This window comes from Streptomyces sp. NPDC019443 (genome assembly GCF_044389785.1).
GTDB lineage: Bacteria > Actinomycetota > Actinomycetes > Streptomycetales > Streptomycetaceae > Streptomyces.
Genome location: NZ_JBIRYJ010000001.1, coordinates 19,547 through 42,246, shown reverse-complemented (window position 1 = coordinate 42,246; position 22,700 = coordinate 19,547). Strand labels below are relative to the sequence as shown.

Here is a 22,700-nt window from a genome sequence, read left to right as displayed (position 1 = left end):
TCAAGCTTGAAGACCATTCAGAAACCATGCTCTGCATCAGGTTCGACGGCCTGTCCGGGCTCGGCAAGCTCAGCAGCGTGAAGGGCTCCGCACGTGACGACTGGAATCGATCACGCGACCCCATCTTCCCCGGAAGTGACGTCACGCTGAGGTCCACCTGTCCCGACTCACTTGACCTGACCGCTTTCCGGTACCTCGTCGCCGGGCGGACGCGCTGGCCGGATTCCGCGGCGAGGACGCCCAAGCCCAGCGCGAAAGGCTTGACCGACTGCGGCTTTCGGCCCTGGAGGCGAGTCTCGCGGTCCGGCTCGACCTGGGCGAGCACACGGATACCGCAAGGGAGCTGGCCGCACTGGTGGCCCAGCACCCGCTGGACGAACGGTACCTCGAAGCAACTCAGCACATGGCGGCGTCCGAGCGCTTCGAAGACCCCTCGCCACTGCGTTCCCTTGCAGGCGAACCCGCGCACAAGACCTGCGCGGAGTCCTGGAACGCAGCTCACCCCGGCGAGGCCCGCCTCGTGTCCGACGCGCCCAAGCGCAAACGCGACGACACCCACGCCTGACCTTCCAGGCACCCCCGTTTCGACCATCGCTGCCACCGGCCTCGACCTGCCTGTCGCGCATCGCAGTCTCGATCGGATCGACGCCCCTGACGAGTGGTCACACCGTCGGCGCCCTCGACATCTTGGCCTTCAACTAGGGCGTGACGGACGACGAGCGAGAGGCTTCTTCCCTCATGGTCCCCATGAGGGAACATCCCGGAACGAACCTCTGATCTCAGTTGTCCGCCAAAAGGGGATCAACCCAACTTTGCGGAGATCGCCAACACGCCCACTCCACTGGGATGAACCCGGGGACTGGGAACGGAGTAGTGACGAGCGAGAAGAGCCGGCGGAGATACGAGGTACCCGCGCCTGCATACGCCCCTCGCACCTCTACTGGCAAGCAGAATCACCTGATTCAGAACAAAGGAAGCACGTGAAGCCACGTATTACTCGTCTCTCACGTTATCGCGCGGCTGCGCTCAGCGCGGCAGTCACCTCTGGCGCTCTGGCATTCGCGATGATGCCCTCGGTATCCGCAAATGCCGCACCCCAGAACGCCAGTTCGCTCGACTACGTCGCACTGGGTGACTCCTACGCCGCCGCTCCGGGCGTGCCAGAGCAGATCGACCCAGCATGCGCCCGCTCCAGCAGTAACTACCCTCATCTCGTGGGGATCCAGAACAAGGCACATCTGACAGACGTCACCTGTTCGGGGGCGACCACAGCGGCCCTGGCCGTCGCCCACGGTGCTGCTCCCGCACAGTACGACGCCCTCTCCCGGAAGACCGACCTCGTAACCGTAAGCATCGGCGGAAACGACATCGGCTTCTCCGCGGTACTCGGACGCTGCGCCGCACTGTCCGCCGGCGCCCCGTCCGCGAGCCCATGCCGCGACCACTTCACTCAGGGCGGCGCCGACCAGGTCGAGCAGAGCATCGCGGCCACGGCGCCGAAGGTCTCCCAGGTGATCGCCGAGATTCACCGCCGGGCCCCGCGAGCCAGGGTCTTCATGGTCGGCTACCCATCGCTCTTCCCCGACAGCGGAGTCGGCTGCACGAGCCCCAGCGTCCCCATCGCCGCTGGCGACTTTGCCTACCTGCGAGACAAGACGAAGTCCCTCAACGCCATGATCGCCGGCCGAGCCAAGCTCGGCGGAGCCACGTACGTTGACACATACAGGCCCACCATCGGCCACGACATGTGCCGTCCCGTTGGGGAACGCTGGATCGAGAACCTCGCTGCCCAGAAACCAGCGGCGCCGGCCCACCCGAACGCACAAGGCGAGCAGGCCATGGCGACAGCCGTGTACCGCGCGCTGTCCCAGTGTGGCGGAGCCCACCGAGCCTGATCGCGCCGGAACATCCGACGCACCTCTTGACCTTTGCTAGCACGAGGTTGAAACGACTGTGACCTGCTAGGAAGGGTTTCAGAGGCTATAGGAGCCAGTCGGAGCCAACCACTGGGTTTCGACCCCGTTCGACCCGGTCCGCTCGGAGGCGGGCGCCCGGGCGGACGGGACATGTGTGACGACCAACCTTCCGACAACCTTGCTGTGGCGCCTGAAGCTATTTCCCAGAGCGAGAACTGCGTGCCTCCTGTTGCGATGCGGAACAACCCTGACGACGTGAGTGGGCCGCCCAGTCCTCGCGACGGCTCACGCCCACCCCTAAGGCGGGCGACGCCGATTGTGGACCGGGACTGGGAGGTGACGCGGCTGTGCGCAGCCCTCGATGCCTGCACCCATGGCAGTTCGACGGTCGTCGAGATCACCGGGGACCCGGGGCTGGGCAAGACCAGGCTGCTTGCGGAGATCGCCTCGCATGCCCGCGCCACCGCGGTGACCGTACTGTCGGGCCGGGCCTCGGAGTGGCTCCGGGGCAAGGGAGAGATCGACCGGCGTCAGGCCGGAAGCGTGACGGCGTCACGAACTGCTATGCCGACCTCGCACGCCCGACGGCCGCATTCACCCGTCGCGACCAGGGAATTCCTCCAGGCCGCCACCACTTGCGAGGGCCGCTGTGAGGTCCGCGATCCGCTCCGGCCCCACCCGGCAGCAGCCGCCGACCAGTCGGGCACCGGACGCCAGCCAGTCGCGCACCCGGCCCGGGTCGTACGTAGTCCCGCCCCGCCACCCCCGCTCGTCGGCGTCCCAGCGCTCACCGCTGTTCGGATAGACGACCACCGGCTTACCGGTCACCGACGCCGCGAGTTCCACCGCACGGCCCGCGTCCCCCGGCTCGCAGCAGTTCACCCCGACGGCGATCACCTGGTCCTGGCCGACGGCCAGGGCGAATGCCGCCGCCAGCTCCTGGCCTGCCCGGGTGCGCTCGCCGGTGATGCTGTACGAGAGCCAGACCGGCACTCCGCACCCGTTAACCGCCCGCAGCAGCGCCTCCGCCTCGTCCGTATCCGGCACCGTCTCCAGCGCGAGCACATCGGGGCCCGCTGCCACCAGGGCCTCGATCCTCGGCCGGTGGAAGCGCTCCAGCTCCCGCACGGACAGCCCGTACCGGCCCCGGTACTCGCTGCCGTCCGCGAGCATCGCGCCGTACGGCCCGACCGAGGCCGCCACCCACACCTCCCGCTGGACCAACTCGCCCGCGCTGCGGGCCAGTTCAACGCTGCGGGCCAGCAGTCCGGCTGCCTCCTCCCGCGCGACTCCACGTCGCGCGAACCCCTCGAACGTGGCCTGGTAGCTGGAGGTGATCAGCACCTGCGCGCCCGCCCGGACATACGCCGCATGCGCGGCCTCGATCTGACGCGGACCGTCGGCGAGCAGCCGTGCCGACCAGAGCTCGTCGGACAGCTCGCAGCCCTGCGCCTCCAGTTGGTTGGACAGGCCGCCGTCGAGGACCACGACCCCTTCGGCGAGGGCGGCGGCGAGTGTACGGGCGGGGCGCACGGCAATCAGCTCAGCTGGGACTGGATCCGGGAGGAGATCAGCTCCAGGTGATCGAGATCATCGAGGTCCAGGATCTGGAGGTAGATCCGGGATGCCCCGACGGCGCTGTACCGCCCGATCTTGTCGACCACTTCGGCGGGCGAGCCGGCCAGCCCGTTCGCCTTCAGTTCGTCCACCTCCCTTCCGATGGCGGCCGCGCGGCGCGCCACCTCTGCGTCGTCGTTGCCCGCGCAGACGACCAGGGCGTTGGAGTACACCAGGTCGTCCGCTCCTCGCCCTGCCGCCTCGGCGGCGGCGCGGACCCGGCCGAACTGGCGCTCACTGTCCTCGATCGAGGCGAACGGGATGTTGAACTCGTCGGCGTACCGCGCGGCCAGCCGGGGGGTGCGGGTCGCGCCGTGGCCACCGATCAGCACCGGCAGCTTCTCCTGGGCGGGCTTGGGCAGCGCCGGCGAGTCGACGAGCTGGTAGTACGCGCCCTCGTACGAGAAGGTCTTGCCGACCTCCGTGGCCCACAGCCCGGTGACGATCGCCAGCTGCTCCTCGAGCCGCGCGGACCTCTCCTTGGGGAACGGGATGCCGTAAGCCTTGTGCTCCTCCTCGAACCAGCCGGCGCCCAGCCCCAGCTCGACCCGGCCGCCCGACATCTGGTCGACCTGCGCGACCTGGATGGCCAGCACGCCGGGCAGCCGGAACGTACCTGCGGTCATGAGCGTGCCGAGGCGGATCCGCTTGGTCTCGCGGGCCAGCCCGGCCAGGGTGATCCAGGCGTCGGTGGGCCCGGGCAGCCCGTCGGTGGACCCCATGGGGAGGTAGTGGTCGGAACGGAAGAAGGCATCGAAGCCGAGGTCTTCGGTGGCCTTGGCGACGGTCAGCAAAGTGTCGTAGCTCGCCCCTTGCTGGGGCTCGGTGAAGATTCGAAGATCCATGCATCCATCCTGCACCTTCGAACGACCGCCAACCCCAAGGTCCCCACCAGGTCCGCACCGGCACGGTCGGATGGAGACCCGTCACCCCGGCGGGGCGCGCCCGTACCGCACAGCTCGCCCCCGACCACTGCGAGGTCATGACGGCCCCGCCGCCGATTCCACAGCGTCCACGACGCCCACCGAGCCGGAGGGGCCAGAGGGGCCGGATGGGCCGGACGAGCCGGACAGGTCGAACGAGTCCGACGGCTCCGGTAAATCCGGCACCTCCGGCGGCTCCATCGACTCCATCGGCCCCGCCACAGCCACCGGATCGGCTCTGCCCCGGATCGTGTCGGGCGGTCTCTCCGCAAGCCGGCGCAGCATTCCCCGCACCCGGTCGCTCGACTCGTCTGCGGCGTCTATGGCCTCGATGCACTGCCAGTACAACCCCTCCTCGTCAGTGGCGCACGCGACCCCGACCAGGGCGATTCCCACCTCTCCCAACAGCACGCCCAGCCCGATCAAAGTCCCCCGCGCATCCGCCACTTCGGACAGCTGCGCGGCTCTGACCCCACCGCTGCGCACCATCGGATGGTCGAGCACTCCGCATCCGCGTCCGCCGATCTCGCTGAGCCCGCGTGCCTCGCCTCTCAGCTCCAGCGGTCCGCAGACCGCCAGCCTGCTCCCGATCGCCTGTGCGAGTGCCTGCGCCTGCCAGGCCTCCGCCACGATGTCCGGCACGGCCCGGCTCTGCGCCAGGGCATGCCGACTGACTCCGATGAGCCGCTGCGCATCCATGTACGCCGCCCCCGTTCGTACGACTTACTGCCCACTCAGTTCATTACCCAGAGTGAAGGCTCTTGAGCCTGAACACCAAGGGAATTCGGAAATCTGTGGACACCAAGGCCGTTGTGGATAACCCGACCACTCCATAGAGTGACGAAGGCGTGTGTAGCGGATCACCGGACCCGCCGAGGATCACTTCGCCGGGAATCGAATCTCGTTCCGGTCGATCTTGTCGGAGAGCGCGGCAAGCACGTCGATTCCGAGCACTTCGCAGAACTGCAGCAGATACGCCAGCACATCCGCGACCTCGTCCCGCACCCGGTGTGCCGACCCCTCCTCGTCCATCACTCGCGCCGACTGCTCCGGCGTCAACCACTGGAAGATCTCGACCAGTTCGGACGCCTCGACGCTCAGCGCCACCGCCAGGTTCTTCGGGGTGTGGTACGGCTCCCAGCCACGAGCCGCCGCGAACTCTGCCAGCCTGCGCTGCAACCCCGCCACATCGAGCCCGCCCAGCCCGTCCTGTCCGTCCCGTCCGAGCTGTCCGTGCTGTCCGTGCTGTCCGTGCTGTTCATTCCCTCCGTCCCGTCCAGCCTGTTCGTCCCGCCCGTCATCTGTCGTCACGGCACCAGGTCTACCACCGTCACGCCGTCCACACCGCGCGCATACGACGCATCGGCAACCGCCCCCACCAGCCGGACATGGCCCCGCGCGCACACCTCCGCGCCCAGCGACACCAGTTCACGCGCCTGTCGCGGGTCCAGGCAGCGGTCGAAGCCGTCCGCGAGAACGGTGAGAGCCTGGTATGCCGACGGCACCTCGGCCGCCTGGTCCATGGCCAGCACGCCCGGCCCGGTCAGCAGCACCAGCGCGAGCGCCAGATACCTCAACTCGCCCTCGCCGAGCCGCCCCACGGGAGTGGCTCCCCGCGTGCCGCCCCGGCCCAGCAACGCCCGCACCGTCCCGTCATCCAGCTCCTCGACGGCCAGTTCCTTCACCACTCCCGCGCACCCCACCCGCGCCGCCGCGGCCAGTCGCGCATGTCGCTTGGCGCACTCGCTCCGGGTCCGGTGCAGCACCTCCGCGAGGTTGTCGCAGCCGCGCCGCAGCCGCCCCTCCCCCACCGCCACCGGCTCACGCATCCGGTGCGGCTGCGGGTCACAGGCGAAGACGGACCGCAGCGCCACCACCACCTGCTCGGCCGCCGCAAGCACCTGCAACTGCCCCTGTGTCTTGCCTGCCACGCGTAACGGCAGCAGGGCCGTGCCGAGCCGGTCGTCCGGCAGCGGGGCACGCGTTACCGACGCGGCCCCGGCCGTGTGCCAGGCGGCCTGCACGGAGGACCGCCCGGGATCGCGCAGCGCGGTGGTCAGCAGGGTCCGCCCGCCGCTGGTCAACCGCTCGCCGACGACCCGCAGTTCGGGTTCCGCCTGTACGGCGAGATCAAGCTGTACGGGACCGGCGGTGCCATCCACCGTGCAGCCGATCCTGAATCCCCGCCGCCCCTGCCCGTCGGCCTCCGCCCACTCGGGCACACATGCAGCGGGATCGGGGAACGCGGCCTCGATGTCGTCGCCCGCGCCCAGCCGCGCCAGCGCCTCGTACGCCTGCAGGACGCTCGACTTGCCGCTGCCGCTCGCCCCCGCGAAGAGCGTCAGCGGACCGAGGGGAAAGGCCGCGCCACGGTGTGTTCTGAAGGCGGAGAGCCGCAGTTCCGTGACGGTGGGGCGGGCGCCGTTCGCGCCGTTGAGCGGGGTGTTTGCGTCCATGAGCCGGACGGTACGCAGCGCGCAATGCGCCGAACCGTTCCGCCTCGACGGCCTTCCTACGAACGGGGGACGGCGGCGGCCGCCATCCCCTCGACCTCCGTGCCGATCGGGGCCAGCAGGAAGACATTCCGGTCGACCCGGTGCATCCCGCTGCCGAGCCCGAAGACGACACCACTGCTGAAGTCCAGGATGCGCTTGGCGACATCGGTGTCGGCGCCGGTGAGGTCGAGCAGCACCGGGATCTGGGCGATGAGGTACTCGGCGACCTCACGCGCGTCGGCGAAGACCTGCACCCGCAGCACGACGAAGCGACGCTGCTCCGCCACCGCGTAGTCCTGCGGGATGGTGCGGTGGTCGACCCGCGACGGCCACTCGTTACGGCTGCGCAGTGGGACGACCTGGGCCAGGCCCTCCCACTGCTCGTCGGTGACGTCGTACCTCTCGTACCTACTCATGCGACCCATCCTCGCGCTCCTCACCCGTTCGGCCCAACAGCGACACGGGCGAGTCGGCCGCGGATCGGTCCGGGGCTGTTCGGCGCGGGCCGCTCAGTGCCCGGCGGGGTCGGGTACGAGGCCGTCGGCGATCAGGCCGGCGAGCACCGCCTCACTCAATGCCTGGACCGCGGACATGGGTCGGACCATCACGGTGAACTCCTTGACCCGGCCCGCCTCGTCGAACTGCAGCAGGTCGATGCCGTGGATCTGCTTGCCGTTCACGACAGCCCGGAAGAGCAGGATCTCCGAGGGAGCCTCCTCGCCGTCCGTACTGGTCTCGGCCGCGCCCGCGAACCGGCCGACGTACCGGAAGTCCTCGAAGGTGCGCAGCAGGACGCCGAGCAGGCCGATGACCATCGGCCTGCCTTCGAAGGGGGTGAACTTCACTGGACTGTAGAAGCGGATGTCCTCGGTGAACAGGTCGTCCAGGGCGGTCAAGTCCCGCTTCTCGACGGCTGCGCGAAAACGCTCGGTCGTGTCCATCAGTCCTCCTGAAACTGTCACCACTGCCACGGCCACTGATCCTGATACTCAAGAATCTGACTAGTCACTTTATTGAGTATCATGCGGGGAGACACCGAGGGAAGGGGGGCTGCGTTCGATGGCCCTGCGACATGCCGTACTGGCTGCGCTGCTCGACGGCGAGTACAGCGGATACCAACTGGCCAAGGCGTTCGACGTCGGCGTCGCGAACTTCTGGCACGCCCTGCCCCAGCAGCTGTACGCCGAACTGGCCAGGCTGGAGAAGGAAGGGCTGGTCGCGGGTCGGCAGGTGGTGCAGGAAACCCGGCCCAACAAGCGACTGTTCAAGGTCACCGACGCCGGCCTCGCCGAACTGGAGGAGTTCGCCGCGGCCGCGTCGAAGCCCTCGTTCATCCGGGACGACCTGCTCGTCAAGGTCCAGGCCGCCGACCGCGTCGGCACCGGCCCGGTGATCGACCAGCTCGAAGAACGGGCGGCCGTCGCCGAGGCCAAGATCGAGCTCTTCGGCAAGCTGCTGCGGCAGATCCGGGGCGAGACGGACGAGGACGAATTCCTGCGCCGGGGCGAGCGGATCGGTCCGTATCTGACCTGTCTGCGCGGTCTCGCCTTCGAACGGGACAACCGGGACTGGTGTCTGCGGATCGCCACGGTCCTGAGGGAACGGCAGTCGGACCGTCACCGCATCGCATAGGCGAGCGCGAGCGGCGGCGGTCCGCCGCCGCTCGAACGGTGGTGATGACGAGGGCCGGGGGCAGCCCGGTGAGCTGGTCGGTGGTTGCGCGCAGCGGGGAAGCGGTGATCTGCGCCATCAGGATCGACGGCTTTGCGGCCATCGGCCGGGACGAGTTCGAAGAGATACGGGCGATTGGCGGTGGCGTTCACGAACGCCCGGGCCTCCGGCTCCAGTACGGGCCTTGCGCTGAGTTCGGTCATGACGGGACTCCTTGTCCGGGTCGGGGTGTGGTGGCTGCCGCCAGGGCGACAGCAGTGAGCAGGAGGAGAGCCGGCGCGAGCGCGGCGGCCGTGCCGTGGTGGAGCTGGAGCAGGCCGCCGGCGAGGGCGCCGGTGAACATCGCGGCGAGGGAGAACAGACGGCGTACGGTGGCCGGCCCCGGCCGGTCGGCGGCCAGACCTGTCAGGGTGCGGGTCATGACGGTGGTGGTGAGGTCGGGTACGGCGAGCTTCCGGACCACGGCGTTCTGCGCGCCCATGCCGAGCGCGAGCAGCACGATCAGTACGTGCTTCGCGGCATCGGCGAGGCCGGCCACCAGAGCCGCCGCGACCAGGACGCCGTGCGCCGCTACGAGCAGCGCGAAAAGCCGCACGGGCTCCGCGACCCTGGGCGTGATCCGCCCTCCGGCGAGCGCACCGGCCACGAACGCCGTGCCGGCCAGGACGGAGGCGACGGCGGACAGTTCCTTTTCGCCTGCCAACGCGAAGCCCAGGAAGACCACATTGCCGGTCATGTTGGCGACGAAGACATGGCCGAGGCCCAGATAGCTGACAGCGTCCACCAGGCCGGTGACAAAGGTCAGCAGAACGAGCAGCGGGGGCAGTACGCCGTGGTGTCCTGGGGTGTCGGGGAAGAGGCGGGCGGCGGCCCGGCCGAGCAGAGTGTTCATGCTTTTCCTTCGGCGGAAACCCGGTGCGGTGCGAGCCCGGTCGGCCGGCGGCCCGGTCCGGTGAGCGCGAGCCCGCCCAGCCGGAAGCAGACCTTCTGCACACCGTTCCCGGCGGGCAGCAGCCCGGTGGCCAGCCTCAGCAGGAGCAGTCCGGCGTCCATCAGCCCGCGGCGTCCGCGCTGATCATGAGCTGGGCCCAGACGACACCCATGCCGTAGGCGCCCGCCTGCCGCTTCACGACCTCGACGGTCGCCGCGTACGTCTCCCCGGAACAGTCAGCGGCACAGACGGCGTGGCCGGCGTCGACCCGCTCTCCACGCGAGTACGGTCCGCCATCAACTAGCCTGCTCCTGAGCGCAGTCGGCGACCGAAGCGCCCGGCAGCAGTAGGTCTCAAGACATTGGAAGGTCATGCGCGAAGACGCCCTCGTTCACGCCGCCACCGGTGTTCACCTGGTCCACGGCAGCAATACCAACTGGGTCATCCTGACCGACGGTGACGCCGTCACGCTGATCGACTGCGGCTACCCGGGAGACCGCAGGCAGGTCCTCGAGTCGCTGGCGGACCTGGGCCACGCACCCGATGCGGTAGAGGCGGTGCTCATCACGCACGCGCACAACGACCACATCGGTTCGGCGGAATACCTCAGCCGCACCTTCGACGCCCCCGTCTTCCTGCACGAGGCAGAGGTGCCCCACGCACGCCGGGAGTTCCTCCACCAGGTTTCCATAGGTCAGGTCCTGATGAACGGGTGGCGTCCCGGCGTGCTTCCGTGGGCAGTACACGCTCTCCGGTCGGGCGGCACCGCGGACTCCCGCATCACCCGTCCTCAGAAGTTCCCCGTGGCGGGTGCGCTCGATCTGCCGGGTCGTCCGGTCCCCGTACACACACCCGGCCACACCGCGGGGCACTGCTCCTACCACCTCCCGGACAAAGGGATTCTGATCTCCGGAGACGCGCTGGTCAGCGGCCATCCCACGTCCCGTGTGCGGGGGCCGCAACTGCTGCCCACGATGTTCGACGCGAACCGCGAACACGCCGTGGCATCCCTGGACGTGATCGAGCAGTTGGCGGCCGACATCATGCTGCCCGGCCACGGCCCCATCCATCGCGGGTCGGTACACGAGGCGGCCCGGCGCGCACGCGAACTCACCTCCTGACCGGATCGGCTGAGGCGAGGACCCGGCCCTGCGGGGCACGGGCGATCGCGCCAGCCACGCTGCATCGGCGCGTCGGCCGATCGCGTCAGCGCTTCCGTACCCGCCGTAGAGGGCTGCCAGAGAACCGCTACTGGTCAGGAGCCCATGGCGGGATGCCCCGCGGCCCGCGTCCACATCGACCCCGCCAACGACGGCAGCGAGACCGTCAGCGCCGTTGCCGACCACGTCCGCGCCGAATTCCTCACCCGCATCGGCCTCCACGACCTCCTCACCCCCACAGCTCGTAGCATCGCTACAGCACCCTCGATAGCGTCACTCTCATGAGTACGCGGACACGCATCCTGGAAGTGGCGGCCGACCTGGTCGCCCAGTCCCCGAACGGGGACATCTCCACCCGGGCCGTGTGTGAGGCCGCCCAGGTAGGTGCACCGGCGCTCTACCGGCATTTCGGTGACAAGGAGGGCCTGCTGTCGGCCGTCGTCGACTACGGCTTCGACAAGTACCTGGCGACGAAGCGGCAGCACAACCCCGGCGCGGACCCCATCGAGGACCTGCGCGACGGCTGGGACACCCACGTGGACTTCGCCCTGCGGAACCCGAATCCGTACCGGCTGATGAATTCCCCCGCGATGCGCACACCGCCGGCCGCGGCCCTTGAGTCCCACCAGATTCTCACCCGGGACCTGGAACGAGCCGCGGCCCGGGGCAAACTGCGACTCGCCCCCGAACTGGCAGCCCAGATAGTCATGTCGGCCAATGTCGGCGTGGCCCTGATGCTCGTCGCCCGCCCTTCGACCTTCACGGACAAGAGCGCATCGACGCGTGTACGGGACGCGGTGCACGCCGCCATCTTCACCCCCGACGTGTCCGCCCCCACGGGGACGGGTACCGAGGGGACGGGTGCCGAGGACACGCAACTACCGTCCACGGCGGCCCGGTTGAACGCACTGCTGCGTCAGTCACCGGACCCCGCCCTCACCCCCGCCGAAACCGGCATGATGACCGAATGGCTGGACCGGCTGTCCAACGCCCCCCGCAACCAGTAGCCACAGCCTCCGAGCGGGAGCGACGAGCCCCTCAGGGCGTCAGGTAGGAGTGGAAGACGCCCTCGGGGTCGTACTGCGCCCTCAGGGTCTGCAGCCGCTGCCAGTCGCTCGGCGTGAACGACCGCTCGGCGCGGTTCGGACTGGCGGTGAGGTCGGCCTCGGCGATGTAGTGCCCCGTCCCGAGCGGCTCCACGGCGCTCATCGCCTCGCGCAGCCAGCGGACGTTGATGCCATCCTCCGAAGGGTCGTCCCAGACGGCGTAGGGGACGACGTAGCTCTCGCCGAGCACCGAGAACGCCATGTCGCGCAGCAGATCCTCATCGTGAGACACGGGCGATACAGGTGCCAGGACGAGGGACTTGTCGGAGGGGGCGCTTTCGACCGCGTCGCTGAGCTTGGACAACAGCGTCCCGAAGTCCGCCTGAGACCACAGGGTGTCGGCCGCAAAGCGGTGCTGTCCGGGCCAGATGCTGCCGGAGGCGTCGTAGAGGGCATCGAGGGACGCCGGCTCGTCCGCCTCCCGGAAGAGGGAGCGATCGGCGAAGGGGCAGTTCTTGAGCGGTCGGAGGGCCTGGACGGCCTGCTCGCTCGAATCCGCGAATGCGGTGGCGGCTACGACGATCACCTTCGGCCGTGGCCTTTCCTTCGTCATGTGCGGGGCGGCCGTTGCGAGTACGAGAGCCAATTCCACGGTCGGCTCCAGCTCGTTCGCGGTCTCGATGGCCCAGTTCGACACCTCTTCGACGTCCGCGAGAGGAAAGGCATACGTGGTCGACATGATCGCCCCGGGAAGCCGGTGCAGACGAAGGCGGAAGCTGGTGACGACGGCGAAGAAACCCGGACCCGCTCCACGCGCCGCCCAGAACAGGTCGGGATTCTCGTCCTCGTTACATCGGACCACTTCGCCGTCCGCCGTCACGGCTTCAATCTCGTAGACGCTCCGGCAAGCCGGCCCCAGGGCACCGGAATTCCACCCGAGACCACCGCTGAGGAGATATCCGCCGACGGCGACCGACCCACAATGCCCGGTGGGAAAGGCGAGGCCGCGCGCGGCGAGTTCCGGCACGAGTTCGCCGCCGGTGACAGCCGGCTGCACGGACGCCGTCGCGGACGCCTCGTCGATGTCCCACCGCCGGAGCCGGGAGAGGTCGATGAGCATGCCGTCGGAGCGGACGGACGACCCGCACCAACTGTGCCCGCCCGCCCGTACGGCGATGCGAAGACCGCGGGAACGAGCCAGCCCGATGGCTCCGGGAACATCCCGCTCGGAGGCGGCCCGGACGATCACCTCCGGGAACCGCTCGGGCTTGAGCCCGTTCCACACCATGCTTGTCCGGACGGCTTCGTATTCGGCGTCGCCTCGCTGGACGAGCGCCCCCTCAACACCTCCGGCCTGCCCGTGTTCGCGCATCATGGACTCCAGGACTTGCGCCGGCTGCGTCTGCGGATGAAGCTGAAGTTCCGGTGTGAAGTACCGCAGAGTACGAGCGGAGACATCCCCAGTTTACCGGCCGTCCGAAAGCTCGCGGCCTGGAATTGCTGCCCTGGAGACGGCCATCGACACCATGAGAGCTTTTGTCCTCAGGAGAGTCGGCGAGGTCGGTGTCATCGAGAAACCGGTCCCCGAACCCGGCCCCAATGAGGCGGTCGTGCGCACTACCGCGGCCATGGTCTGTACGTCCGACGTGCATACGATGAAGGGAGCGATCCCGGTCGCCCCCGATGTCACATTGGGACACGAGGCGGTCGGCGTCGTTCACGCCCTGGGTTCTGCCGTCGAGGGCCTCAGGGAGGGCCAGCGTGTCGCCGTGGGTGGCGTGACCCCGTGTTTCCAGTGCGAATACTGTCAACGCGGCTTCTCCTCGCAGTGCGGCGGCAGAATGATGGGAGGCGCTGTGTTCACCGTCCAGGCCGACGGGAACATGGCGGAGTATTTTCTGGTCCGCAATGCGCAGGCCAATCTGGCGCCGGTCCCCGAGACCCTCGGCGACCACCAGGCCTTGTACGCGACGGACATGCTGTCGACCGGATTCGTCGCCGCCGAGCACGCGGAACTCGAATTCGGCGAGACCGTCGCGATCTTCGCCCAGGGGGCGGTGGGGCTCTCGGCGACGATCGGCTGCCGTCTACGCGGGGCCGGACTCATCATCGCTGTCGAGTCGATATCCCGGCGTCAGGAACTGGCGACGCATTTCGGCGCCGATGCCATCGTCGACCACACCCAGCACGACCCGGTGCGGCGAATTCTGGAGTTGACCGACGGTCGGGACGTGGACGCCGCGATCGAGGCGCTCGGCACCCCCCGTACGTGGGAAGCGACCTTCCGTGTCACCAAGCCTGGCGGACGTATCTCCAATGTCGGATACCACGGCGACGTGCCCGAGCCGCTCAAAATCCCGTTGGAACCCTTCGGATACGGGATGTCCGACAAGCAGATCTACGGCGGACTGAACCGCGGGGGCCGGGAGCGGCTGCGGCGGATCTTCCGGCTGCTGGAGCACGGCAAGGTGGATCCCACGCCGATGACCACGCACGAGTTCGGCTTCGACGAGATCGAACGGGCATTTCGGATGATGGAATCGAGAGAGGACGGGATCATCAAGCCACTGATTCGTTTCCGCTGACGCGTTTCGGCTGACGCGTTTCGGCTGACGCGTTTCGGCTGACGCGCTGTGTTGCCTAACCCGTGGTCAGACCGAAGATGGTGATGATCACCAGATAGCACACCGCCACGACGGCGGCGCCCGCCACATGGGTACGGAAGGATCGCGCCCGGTTGGGCAGCAGCCAGAAGGCGAGCGCCCGGTTGACCAGCGGCATCAGCAACCACGTCAGAACGCTGACACTCAGCACGTTGCTGATGAACAGGGACAGATACCCGGGCATTCCCAGGCTGTTGAACCAGTCGCCGACCGTCAGGTTCAGGATCATCACCGTGGGATACAGGGCCAGCACCACGGACATGGCCTGTTTCCAGTTGGGCGGAATGCCTTCGTCCGCACCCTCGCCGAAGCGGAACCAGCCGCCGAACGCCGACCCGATCTTGCGCACGTCGTACGAGCGGAAGTAGCCGCGCCCTTCCTCCAGAAGCTTCTCGCGGGCCTCGGAGTCGAGCCAGCCGTCGAGGTGTTCGCGCGTGTCGAAGCGGAAGGCGACCACCCAACGGTCCTGAATGCCCTCCACCGGCTTGAACATCTCCGACCCCATAAAGCCGGGAAACCCCTCCTGCGTTTTCAGGATCTTGTCCTCCCAGCGCATGAAGTCCCGCTCCCGCCCCGGCAGCACATCGTGCGAGATGACCGCCGTGACGACATCTTGGGCCGGCGTCCCACCGGTGAGCACCTCTTGTGTCGGGGTTCCGTCGAACAACGGGCGGCCCTCATCAAGGAGTTGTCGACGCGCACCCGAATTCAGCCACGCGGTCAGCTGCTCGACACCGGCGAAGCGGAATACGACGACCCACTCGTTCTCTTCGCCGGAGACCGGCGGGTACAACTCCGTGCCCTGGAACCCGTCGAAGCCTCGCACGACCTGATTGGTCTTCTCCTGCCAGCGCTTGTAGTCGTCATCCCGGCCGGCCCGGATCTTCTGGGAGGTCACGACCGTAGCGCTGTCACCGAGGTCACGGCTTGCACGGGTACCCATACGGAGTAGTCTAGATCAAAAGGGAGTTATCGGACAAATCGGAGAGATTTGCGCCAGTCGGCGAGCGGGAGGATTCTGAGATGGGACACAAGGAGTTCATGGCCGAAGCGGTTCGGCTGGCCACGGAGTCCGTCGAGAACGGCTGGGGCGGCCCATTCGGTGCGGTGATCACCAACGACGGCGAGATCATCGCTCGCGGGCAGAATCGCGTACTCCTCACGGCCGATCCGACTGCGCACGGCGAAGTGGAAGCCATCCGCAAGGCCGTTCAGGTGTTCAATCCTGAGGCGCCCAGCATCTCCGAGAAGCACCAGAACGAGTACACCCTGGAGTTGGTGCCTCGGCCTGAGGGCTCCCCCGACCTGGTGCCGGAGCGCGCTCGCATGCTGCAGGGGTGCGCGATCTACACCAGTGGCGCCCCCTGTCCGATGTGCATGAGCGCCATCTACTGGGCTCGGATAGGCAGCGTCTACTACAGCTGCGACTGGAAGGCCACTCAGGAGATCGGCTTCGACGACGCCTTCCAGTACGAGGACTTCGCGAAGCCCCCGGACCATCGGAGCATCACTCTCGAGCAGCTCCACCCCGAGCTGGGCGCCACGTCGTACGAGGCATGGGCGAAAAAGCCGAACAATCACCCGTACTGACGCGGAGTCCCTGAACTGCTCCCCGGCCGGCATCGTCTTGGAATTGCCCGGCCGCAGGGCCGGGGCAGGAAGGGGAACGCGATGGAGCTGTTCCCGCCGATACCGCTCGCGGAGTGGCAGGACACCAAAGAAACGCTGCACCGATTCGCGCAAGTCGTCGGCAAGATCCGCCTCGCCGCGAGTGCCCGGCGCAACCACTGGTGGAACGTTCCGTTCCATCTCACCGGACGCGGCATCACCACACGTCCGATGGGACAGGTCGACGGAAATCCGGTCTTCACTGTCGACTTCGACTTCGTCGACCATCAACTGGTCGTCGCGACCTTGGACGGCAGAGCGTCCCTCCCGCTCGAGGGCCAGTCCGTGGCGTCCTTCCACAGCAACGCCCTTGACGCTCTGGCCCAACTGGGCGTCCGGGCGCGCATCGCCATTCCCAGGCCGTACGACCTGTCCGATGCCGACCGGCCGTTCGCCGAGGACACCGAGCATGCGGCCTACGATCCTGTGCTGGCCAACCGCTACTGGCAGGTCCTCAGCCAAGTGGCGTTGGTGCTGGAGGAATTCGCGGCCGGCTTTTCGGGAAAAGCCAGCCCCGTACACCATTTCTGGCACACCTTCGACATCGCCCACAGCCGGTTCTCAGGGCGTCACATCGACCAGCCGCCGCAGGTCGATCCAGTGACGCGGGAGGCATACTCCCGAGAACTGATCAGCTTCGGATTCTGGTTCGGTGACGATACGTTCGCCGAGCCCGCTTTCTACTCCTACACCGCCCCCGAGCCTGCGGCACTGACCGGGGAGCCGCTCAAACCCGCTGCAGCACACTGGGTTTCACGCAATGACACCCACCTGGCCGTGCTGCCCTACGACGCGGCCCGCGCCGAAAACGATCCTCGTGCCGCCGTACTCGACTTCTATGAGAGCGCGTACCAGGCCGGATCCCGACGCGGCGGCTGGGACACCGCCGCTTTCGCCTCTCCGGACGGGATCACGGACCCACATCTGCCGGTCCCGCGTCGCTGATCCCGAACGAACGGATTCCAAACGAGCTGATTCCGAACGAGCTGATTCCGAACGAGCTGATTCCGAACGAGCGACGGCAGGCCGAGTGAACCTCAACAGCAACGTCAGTGCACGTGCTGCTGCCAGTCCGCGGGCACCTTGCCCCGCGGGCCCGGGGTCGGCTGGGAGGCCGGGTGCGAGGCGGGTGGGAGCAGCTGCGGGCCCTCGTAGTACTGCCCGGTTTCGATGTTCCAGAACCAGCTCTCTCCCGGCTCGAAGCTGGCGAGGAAGGGGTGTCCCTCCTCGCGCGCATGCTTCGTACCGTGCTGCGAGGGTGAGGAATCGCAGCATCCGATGTGCCCACACGCGGCGCAGCGCCGAAGGTGCAACCACCATCCCGGACCATCGCCCGCCAGACACTCCACGCAGCCGTCTCCGCTCGGAGTCGCAGTTGGATCTATACCTGGGATCTGGTCATGTGCCATTTGGCATGCCTCTCTGAGTGAGGCCGGGCAGGTGTCCTTGGGGACCCGTTCGGCGTGCTGAGGTCAGTGACCTGCCCTTCTTGCATCGTAACCGGCCAGTCAGCACGGAGCGCGCCCGGGCGTCCCGCCCAGGGACCGGCCGAGGACCGCGCCGCAGCCGTCGCAGAAGGACTGCCCGGGGGCGGGGCAGACCGCCCGGCGGGGCCGTCGCTGTCCCGGTGCCGCGGCCGCCTGCAAGGCCGGCCGTACGCCAGCACTACCCCGCGGGCGCGGCTCGGCGCGCGCCCAGGAGGTCCGAGGCAGATGAAAGGCGCCCGACCGAGCATCCCCGGCCGAGCGCCTCCCCGCTTTTCAGCCCTGCGGCCGGCCGACCTGTCTCAGCAGTTCAGGCCACTGCTCCTCCGGCTCGGAGCCCGTCAGTCGCAGATATTCAGGCCCCGACACCCACTCCAGGAAGAAGGTGGTGAAGTCGTCCGCGACCTTCTCGAAGACGGACGACATCCACCATTCGACCCCCGTGTCGGGGAAGTACCAGACCGAACCGGTCGACCGGCTGAGGAAGAACGGCTCGTCGGAGATGACTCCCGGACAGAACCATTCCTCACGACCCAGTGCCACCGCGGCTCCGTCGACCGGGTCCGCGTAGAACTGCATGCTGTCGACCGTGGCAGCGTTGAAGAGCGTGACGTCTCCGCAGGTCGCGCCGTCGGTCGCCGAGAGGAACTCCCGGATCGGGGCCGGTAGCCCAGTCCAGATGTCCTCGGGCCGAGCCCCGGCGGGCAGCGAGTTCAGCATGCGCCACTCGTCGCGCGTGGCAACGGTGGAGCGCAACTCCTCCACCACCCGCCGGAGTTCGGCATTCACCGTGTGCTCCCCTACCATTCGATCTCGATCTCGATCTCGATCGGAGTGAAGTCGTCCAGGTTCTTGATCTGCGGCCAGATCTGCTGGGTCCCGATGTGCCAATTGGTGAACGAGTCCAGCATCTTGAGATTACCGGTCACATCGGGCCCGCCCAGCTGCAGCTCATGAACAGAGCCGCCGCCTTCTTGGCGGACTCCGCCTTGGACGGCCTCGGTCTCCTCCTTCGGAGCCCCCGGGGTTTCGCCGTGTATGGCTCATGTCAAGCAGCGGCCCGAGAGCCGCAATATACTGACTTGTCGTCAATCAGGCTTCTTCATCGCATACTTCAGCAACGGATGAGCTTCTCGACGGCTCTTCTTGCGGTGGAACGGGGCATTGCCTTGCCACCTGCCCCTTCTTTCGATGCACCCCTGACGAGCCGGAGTCCCGCGCCGTCCCGACCGCCGAGGTGACAGTGTGGCCGGACTGCCGAAGTCCGTCGGCGACGCGGCCCCGGACCGGCCACCGAGCCACGGCCCGTGAACGAGGAGGTAGGTGGCGGCCATGCGTCTACCGGGTCCGTGACAGCGCGGCGACGGCTTGGACCTCGATGAGGTATTCCGGCGCGAAGGGCGCGGGCACGGCCACCAGGGTGCTGGCCGGTGCGGTCGAAGTCCCTGCCCGCAGGGGGCCGAGGATCTCGGGAAGCAATGCCACCCGCCTCGCCGCCGCCTATCGGTCCGGCCGCATCCTGCCTCCAAAGTCACCGGCTGCCCGGCCGGGATCCGCATCCGCTCCGGATCAATGCAGACGAACCGGGTGAGCCCGCCCTCCAGCGGTACGACCAGCACGCCACGGGCCCGTGCGGCAGCAAGGACTGCAGGATCTGCGTCGACGTCCGCGAAGTCCCCGAGCATGCCGGTCAGTGTCTCGTCGGTGCCCGGGAAGCCGATGCCGGCGGCCTGCCGCACCAGGCTGCGCCCGCCGTCGCAGCCGACCGCGTACTGCGCCCGTATGGTGTCGACGGCCCCGCCGGGCCCGCGCACCTCCACGTCGACGCCGGTGGCGTCCTGCCGCAGCCCGGTGGTCTCGTGTCCGCGGCTGATGCGGACGCCCAGTTCGCCCGCCCGCTCCTCCAGCAGCGCCTCGGTGCGGGCCTGGGCCAGGAAGAGGGTGTAGCCGTGGCGGGAGTCCAGCGCGGCGAAGTCCAGCCGGGTGTCCAGGCCGGCGAAGTGCCAGCCCGGCACCGGCTTTCCGAAAGCGAGGAAGCGGGGCGCGAGACCCCTCATGTCCATCAGTTCCACACTGCGCGGGTGCAGGGTCAGCGCCCGTGAATCACGCTGCGGCTCGGTACGCCGCTCCACGATCCGGGTCCGTACGCCCGCCAGCGCCAGCTCGCAGGCGAGCATCAGTCCGGTCGGGCCCGCACCCACGACAAGCACGTCGGTGTCCATCAAGTGACCTCCACTATTTAGTGAACATCATTCACGTGAACGATGTTCACTATAGTGGCGCGCATGAGCAACCCGTCAACCCGCACACGTGGACGCCCCGCACGACTGGACCAGGCGCGGACCGTCGAGACAGCCCTGGACCTGCTGGACGAAGCCGGGCTCGACGCGCTGACCATGCGGCGTCTGGCTGATGCGATGGACGTCCAAGCCGGCGCGCTGTACCGCTACTTCGCCACCAAGCAGGAGCTGCTGACCGCGATGGCGGAGCGGATGCTGTCCGACGTGGGCGCACCCAAGGGCCCCGTGGGCGGAGACTGGAGCGAACGGCTGGCCGGCCTGGCCAGAGCGATGCGTACAGCGCTGCTCGCCCACCGCGACGGCGCCCGCGTCTTCGCCGGCACGCACTCGACCGGGGCGCACACCCTGCACTTCGCCGACACCGTGATCGGCGTCCTGCGTGAGGCCGGCTTCGACAATGCGGACGCGGCGCGCGCCCTGATGGCGGTGGCTAATTTCACCGTCGGCCACACCCTGGAAGAGCAAGCCGCTTTGGAACCGGGCGCAGGGGCCCCCGCCGACCCGAGTCGCCTGGGTGACGCCGTGACGGCCGGGCCGTACCCGCACCTCACGGCCACCCTGCCCGTGTTCACCAGCACGGACTTCACCGCCCACTTCGAGTTCGGGCTGCGCCTGCTCATGGAGGGGCTGCGCGCCCTGCGACAGCAGCGCTGACGGAGTGTCCCGCGTGGTCGATGTGGAAGTGATGGCGTCGTCCCATGAGATCGCCCGATGACAGCACGGCGGCGCTCAGCGGCTTGCGGACCGCTCCTCGGACTCGGCCGGGACAGCCGACCGCCGGGCGAAATGGCACGCGGTCCTCAACGCCCCCGCCGCCGTGCGCTATGCCGACTCGCTCGCCGAGGTCCACCGCCGCTTCGGCAACTGGCACGCCCCGATCCCCGCGCTGCTGGACGCGACCGCCCCCGGCGCCGTACTCCACCACGACGTCGCCGAGTTGGCCACCCACTCCCCTCCTTCACCGCCGGCCATCGGCCTTCCCCCGCTACGACACCGAGCGCCGCCCCCGCACCACCTCGGTCGCCGACGCCGCCCGCCAGGCGGGTCCGCATGGGCCAGCTCGCTCATCGTCCCGGCTGCGGCAGGTACTGCCTGTACCACGGCACGCTTCGGGCAAGCCCCTCGGCGAACGCGGGACCGGGCGTGCAGCCGGTCGCAGCCCAGAGGCGGCTCGCGTCGTACCAGTGATCGGTCGACAGCATGCTGAGGTACCGCTCGCGGGCGCCGATCTGCCGGAAGTGTGCTCGGGCTTCGTCCAGCGACATCGCATCGCCGGCCCCGGGGACCGTGATGCCCAACTCCCCGGCCAGCGTCGCGCCGATGTCCCGGATGGCGACCGGCTCGGGGTGCGCCGCGTGCAGTACGCCCCCGGCGGGCCAGGAAACCGGATCCGCGGCCAGCTGCGCCATCGCCCGCCCCAGCGCGTCCACATCGATCAGGGAGGTCACGGCCACCCCGCCGCCGACCCAGCCCGGTAGCTGTTGGAACAGGGCCGACAGGGTCGGCACCACCCACCGGTCGCCCGGGCCATAGACGAGGTGCGGCCGCACCACGCACCCGCCGGCCTCGCGCACATACGTTTCGGCGGCGAGCCGGCTGGTGCTCGCCGCGGACACCGGAGCGGGGGCCACGGCCTCCTCCGACAGGGCGCGGTGCGGCCCGTCCCCGTAAACGGATGCCGTACTGAGGGAAACGATGCGCTTGACTCCGGCCCGCACCGCCTCGGCGACCAAGGACTCGGTGCCCGCCCGGTTCACCAGGTCGCAGAGCTCGGGATCGGGGCCGACATAACTCGCACAGTGCACAAGGACCTCGACACCATCACATATCCCTGCCAGGGATCCGGGCTGCTGGAGGTCGGCCACGACGCGTATCACACCGTCCGGAGAAGATTTCTCCGACTCCGTCGCGGCGCGCACCAGCGCCAAAGACCGTACGCCCTGGCGCTTATTGAGGGACCGCAGTACTGCATTTCCTATGAAACCGGTCGACCCGGTGATCAGCACGGTCCGCTGCATGGCCGGAACTCCTCCTGTTGCCATCCATCGCATGGGGTGGGTTAAGATTCTGTTTCCAAGGCGAAAGCATACCGGTCGCCCAGTTTTTAACTCCTCCCCTCTGAGGAATCCCTCATGACCAGGCAACTCCGCGCAGAGCAGACCCGCACAACGATCATCGAAGCCGCAGCGGAGATGTTCGATCGTTACGGGTACGGATCCACCTCGTTGAGCGACATCGTCACCCAAGGGAAAGTGACCAAGGGGGCCTTGTACTTCCACTTCGCCTCCAAGGAGGGACTGGCCCACGCGGTAATGACATTGCAGCATGAGCTGTCCATGCAGGAGGCGCAGGAAGTTTCGAACAAGAACCTGCCCGGCCTGGAGAGCCTGATCCGTATGTCCTACGGAATCGCGGACCAGGTGCTGCGAAACCCGGTGACACGTGCCGGAGTGCGGCTGACCCTGGAGAGCGGCTCGCTGCAGCAGCCGATGCGTGACCCTTACCGGGACTGGGTGAACGTCACGACCGAGCATCTGGAGCGGTCCGTCGACGAACTCGACGTGCGACCCGGTGTCAACGTCTCATGCGCCGCCCAGTTCATCGTGAGCGCCTTCACCGGGCTGCAGCTGGTCACGCCGGTGCTCGAGTCCCTCGACAAGCTTCCGCTGCGTATAGCGGACATGTGGACGACGATCCTGCCCGGGCTCGTCCCCCCGCGCAAAGCCGCGTACTACCTCAACATGTCCGCGACCATCGCCGACGGAATGATGCGCGAGCTCTGATCCAGGCCGGCCCTTGCCGCCCTCCACACCTCGGCACGTTCAC

At 68.2% G+C, this 22,700-nt stretch carries 27 protein-coding genes and 3 pseudogenes; 12 read left to right on the top strand and 18 right to left on the bottom strand.

Features of this window, described 5'->3' with window-relative positions:
* Positions 1 to 214: 214 nt before the first annotated feature.
* The 3 genes and pseudogenes from ACH492_RS00230 to ACH492_RS00220 form a co-directional block, all read left to right on the top strand.
* On the top strand, positions 215 to 565 hold the full coding sequence (locus tag ACH492_RS00230) for a BTAD domain-containing putative transcriptional regulator (RefSeq protein ID WP_398983202.1): 351 nt from the start codon (positions 215 to 217) through the stop codon (positions 563 to 565).
* Between the two features lie 499 nt (positions 566 to 1,064).
* The gene (locus ACH492_RS00225; RefSeq protein ID WP_398981158.1) at positions 1,065 to 1,895 is read left to right on the top strand and encodes an SGNH/GDSL hydrolase family protein; all 831 of its coding nucleotides are present in this window, start codon (positions 1,065 to 1,067) and stop codon (positions 1,893 to 1,895) included.
* A gap of 171 nt (positions 1,896 to 2,066) precedes the next feature.
* Positions 2,067 to 2,432, top strand: a pseudogene (locus tag ACH492_RS00220) (AAA family ATPase); the annotation flags it as partial.
* Between the two features lie 78 nt (positions 2,433 to 2,510).
* Here the strand turns inward: ACH492_RS00220 and mmuM are convergent.
* The 7 genes and pseudogenes from mmuM to ACH492_RS00185 form a co-directional block, all read right to left on the bottom strand.
* Positions 2,511 to 3,449 carry a homocysteine S-methyltransferase gene (gene mmuM / locus ACH492_RS00215; RefSeq protein WP_398981156.1) on the bottom strand — a complete coding sequence of 313 codons (939 nt, stop codon included), beginning with the start codon at positions 3,447 to 3,449 and terminating at the stop codon, positions 2,511 to 2,513.
* Positions 3,450 to 3,454: 5 nt separating this feature from the next.
* Positions 3,455 to 4,378 (bottom strand): LLM class F420-dependent oxidoreductase, encoded by a 924-nt coding sequence (locus ACH492_RS00210; RefSeq protein WP_398981154.1) that lies wholly within the window; start codon positions 4,376 to 4,378, stop codon positions 3,455 to 3,457.
* A gap of 306 nt (positions 4,379 to 4,684) precedes the next feature.
* A pseudogene (locus ACH492_RS00205) lies at positions 4,685 to 5,155 on the bottom strand (DUF6099 family protein); the annotation flags it as partial.
* 180 nt (positions 5,156 to 5,335) lie between these two features.
* Positions 5,336 to 5,767 carry a nucleotide pyrophosphohydrolase gene (locus ACH492_RS00200; RefSeq protein ID WP_398981152.1) on the bottom strand — a complete coding sequence of 144 codons (432 nt, stop codon included), beginning with the start codon at positions 5,765 to 5,767 and terminating at the stop codon, positions 5,336 to 5,338.
* Positions 5,764 to 6,912: an ATP-binding protein gene (locus tag ACH492_RS00195; protein WP_398981150.1), complete on the bottom strand. Its 1,149-nt coding sequence runs from the start codon at positions 6,910 to 6,912 to the stop codon at positions 5,764 to 5,766. Before ACH492_RS00195 ends, ACH492_RS00200 begins: the two co-directional genes overlap by 4 nt.
* Before the next feature lie 56 nt (positions 6,913 to 6,968).
* Positions 6,969 to 7,367: a cell division protein SepF gene (locus ACH492_RS00190; RefSeq protein ID WP_398981148.1), complete on the bottom strand. Its 399-nt coding sequence runs from the start codon at positions 7,365 to 7,367 to the stop codon at positions 6,969 to 6,971.
* Between the two features lie 93 nt (positions 7,368 to 7,460).
* Complete coding sequence (locus tag ACH492_RS00185) at positions 7,461 to 7,892, bottom strand: nuclear transport factor 2 family protein (protein ID WP_398981146.1); 432 nt, start codon at positions 7,890 to 7,892, stop codon at positions 7,461 to 7,463.
* 118 nt (positions 7,893 to 8,010) lie between these two features.
* Between ACH492_RS00185 and ACH492_RS00180 the strand changes: the two genes are divergently transcribed.
* Positions 8,011 to 8,583 (top strand): PadR family transcriptional regulator, encoded by a 573-nt coding sequence (locus ACH492_RS00180; protein WP_398981144.1) that lies wholly within the window; start codon positions 8,011 to 8,013, stop codon positions 8,581 to 8,583.
* Here the strand turns inward: ACH492_RS00180 and ACH492_RS00175 are convergent.
* The 4 genes from ACH492_RS00175 to ACH492_RS00160 are packed head-to-tail and all read right to left on the bottom strand — an operon-like array spanning position 8,568 to position 9,926.
* Positions 8,568 to 8,825, bottom strand: coding sequence for a hypothetical protein (locus ACH492_RS00175; protein ID WP_398981142.1), 258 nt, complete (start codon positions 8,823 to 8,825; stop codon positions 8,568 to 8,570). The two genes, ACH492_RS00180 and ACH492_RS00175, sit on opposite strands and share 16 nt — an antisense overlap.
* The gene (locus ACH492_RS00170; RefSeq protein ID WP_398981139.1) at positions 8,822 to 9,514 is read right to left on the bottom strand and encodes a YoaK family protein; all 693 of its coding nucleotides are present in this window, start codon (positions 9,512 to 9,514) and stop codon (positions 8,822 to 8,824) included. The genes ACH492_RS00175 and ACH492_RS00170 overlap by 4 nt, the downstream gene beginning before the upstream one ends.
* Positions 9,511 to 9,675 (bottom strand): hypothetical protein, encoded by a 165-nt coding sequence (locus ACH492_RS00165; RefSeq protein WP_398981136.1) that lies wholly within the window; start codon positions 9,673 to 9,675, stop codon positions 9,511 to 9,513. The genes ACH492_RS00170 and ACH492_RS00165 overlap by 4 nt, the downstream gene beginning before the upstream one ends.
* On the bottom strand, positions 9,675 to 9,926 hold the full coding sequence (locus ACH492_RS00160) for a hypothetical protein (RefSeq protein ID WP_398981134.1): 252 nt from the start codon (positions 9,924 to 9,926) through the stop codon (positions 9,675 to 9,677). The genes ACH492_RS00165 and ACH492_RS00160 overlap by 1 nt, the downstream gene beginning before the upstream one ends.
* Here ACH492_RS00160 and ACH492_RS00155 point away from each other — a divergent pair.
* From ACH492_RS00155 to ACH492_RS00145, 3 genes are all read left to right on the top strand, one after another.
* Positions 9,925 to 10,674, top strand: a complete 750-nt coding sequence (locus ACH492_RS00155; protein ID WP_398981132.1) for an MBL fold metallo-hydrolase — start codon at positions 9,925 to 9,927, stop codon at positions 10,672 to 10,674. The two genes, ACH492_RS00160 and ACH492_RS00155, sit on opposite strands and share 2 nt — an antisense overlap.
* A gap of 144 nt (positions 10,675 to 10,818) precedes the next feature.
* Complete coding sequence (locus tag ACH492_RS00150; protein WP_398981130.1) at positions 10,819 to 10,998, top strand: hypothetical protein; 180 nt, start codon at positions 10,819 to 10,821, stop codon at positions 10,996 to 10,998.
* A complete protein-coding gene (locus ACH492_RS00145) occupies positions 10,995 to 11,720 on the top strand; it encodes a TetR/AcrR family transcriptional regulator (RefSeq protein WP_398981128.1) in 726 nt (241 codons plus the stop codon). The genes ACH492_RS00150 and ACH492_RS00145 overlap by 4 nt, the downstream gene beginning before the upstream one ends.
* 31 nt (positions 11,721 to 11,751) lie before the next feature.
* Here the strand turns inward: ACH492_RS00145 and ACH492_RS00140 are convergent, their stop codons facing one another.
* Positions 11,752 to 13,134, bottom strand: coding sequence for an FAD-binding oxidoreductase (locus ACH492_RS00140; protein ID WP_398981126.1), 1,383 nt, complete (start codon positions 13,132 to 13,134; stop codon positions 11,752 to 11,754).
* A gap of 151 nt (positions 13,135 to 13,285) precedes the next feature.
* Between ACH492_RS00140 and ACH492_RS00135 the strand changes: the two genes are divergently transcribed.
* A complete protein-coding gene (locus tag ACH492_RS00135; RefSeq protein ID WP_398981124.1) occupies positions 13,286 to 14,344 on the top strand; it encodes an alcohol dehydrogenase catalytic domain-containing protein in 1,059 nt (352 codons plus the stop codon).
* Between the two features lie 55 nt (positions 14,345 to 14,399).
* Here the strand turns inward: ACH492_RS00135 and ACH492_RS00130 are convergent, their stop codons facing one another.
* Positions 14,400 to 15,365 carry an antibiotic biosynthesis monooxygenase gene (locus tag ACH492_RS00130; RefSeq protein WP_398981122.1) on the bottom strand — a complete coding sequence of 322 codons (966 nt, stop codon included), beginning with the start codon at positions 15,363 to 15,365 and terminating at the stop codon, positions 14,400 to 14,402.
* Positions 15,366 to 15,445: 80 nt separating this feature from the next.
* On the opposite strand from ACH492_RS00130, the gene ACH492_RS00125 reads away from it, so the two are divergent.
* Together ACH492_RS00125 and ACH492_RS00120 are read left to right on the top strand one after the other, a co-directional pair.
* Entirely contained in the window at positions 15,446 to 16,012 is a 567-nt protein-coding gene (locus ACH492_RS00125) for a nucleoside deaminase (protein WP_398981120.1), read from the top strand.
* An 81-nt stretch (positions 16,013 to 16,093) separates the two neighbouring features.
* A complete protein-coding gene (locus tag ACH492_RS00120) occupies positions 16,094 to 17,035 on the top strand; it encodes a DUF5996 family protein (RefSeq protein ID WP_398981118.1) in 942 nt (313 codons plus the stop codon).
* 104 nt (positions 17,036 to 17,139) lie between these two features.
* Here the strand turns inward: ACH492_RS00120 and ACH492_RS00115 are convergent, their stop codons facing one another.
* The 4 genes and pseudogenes from ACH492_RS00115 to ACH492_RS00100 all read right to left on the bottom strand — a co-directional run.
* The gene (locus ACH492_RS00115) at positions 17,140 to 17,499 is read right to left on the bottom strand and encodes a UBP-type zinc finger domain-containing protein (protein ID WP_398981116.1); all 360 of its coding nucleotides are present in this window, start codon (positions 17,497 to 17,499) and stop codon (positions 17,140 to 17,142) included.
* Between the two features lie 351 nt (positions 17,500 to 17,850).
* Positions 17,851 to 18,363 carry a hypothetical protein gene (locus tag ACH492_RS00110; RefSeq protein WP_398981115.1) on the bottom strand — a complete coding sequence of 171 codons (513 nt, stop codon included), beginning with the start codon at positions 18,361 to 18,363 and terminating at the stop codon, positions 17,851 to 17,853.
* Between the two features lie 11 nt (positions 18,364 to 18,374).
* Positions 18,375 to 18,503 (bottom strand): hypothetical protein, encoded by a 129-nt coding sequence (locus tag ACH492_RS00105; RefSeq protein WP_398981113.1) that lies wholly within the window; start codon positions 18,501 to 18,503, stop codon positions 18,375 to 18,377.
* Positions 18,504 to 19,097: 594 nt separating this feature from the next.
* Positions 19,098 to 19,796 (bottom strand): annotated as a pseudogene (locus ACH492_RS00100) (FAD-dependent monooxygenase); the annotation flags it as partial.
* Positions 19,797 to 19,859: 63 nt separating this feature from the next.
* Between ACH492_RS00100 and ACH492_RS00095 the strand changes: the two are divergent.
* Positions 19,860 to 20,528, top strand: coding sequence for a TetR/AcrR family transcriptional regulator (locus tag ACH492_RS00095; RefSeq protein ID WP_398981111.1), 669 nt, complete (start codon positions 19,860 to 19,862; stop codon positions 20,526 to 20,528).
* A 410-nt stretch (positions 20,529 to 20,938) separates the two neighbouring features.
* Here the strand turns inward: ACH492_RS00095 and ACH492_RS00090 are convergent, their stop codons facing one another.
* Positions 20,939 to 21,892 carry an NAD-dependent epimerase/dehydratase family protein gene (locus tag ACH492_RS00090; protein WP_398981109.1) on the bottom strand — a complete coding sequence of 318 codons (954 nt, stop codon included), beginning with the start codon at positions 21,890 to 21,892 and terminating at the stop codon, positions 20,939 to 20,941.
* 114 nt (positions 21,893 to 22,006) lie between these two features.
* On the opposite strand from ACH492_RS00090, the gene ACH492_RS00085 reads away from it, so the two are divergent.
* Positions 22,007 to 22,657 (top strand): ScbR family autoregulator-binding transcription factor, encoded by a 651-nt coding sequence (locus ACH492_RS00085; protein ID WP_398981107.1) that lies wholly within the window; start codon positions 22,007 to 22,009, stop codon positions 22,655 to 22,657.
* Positions 22,658 to 22,700 lie beyond the last annotated feature (43 nt).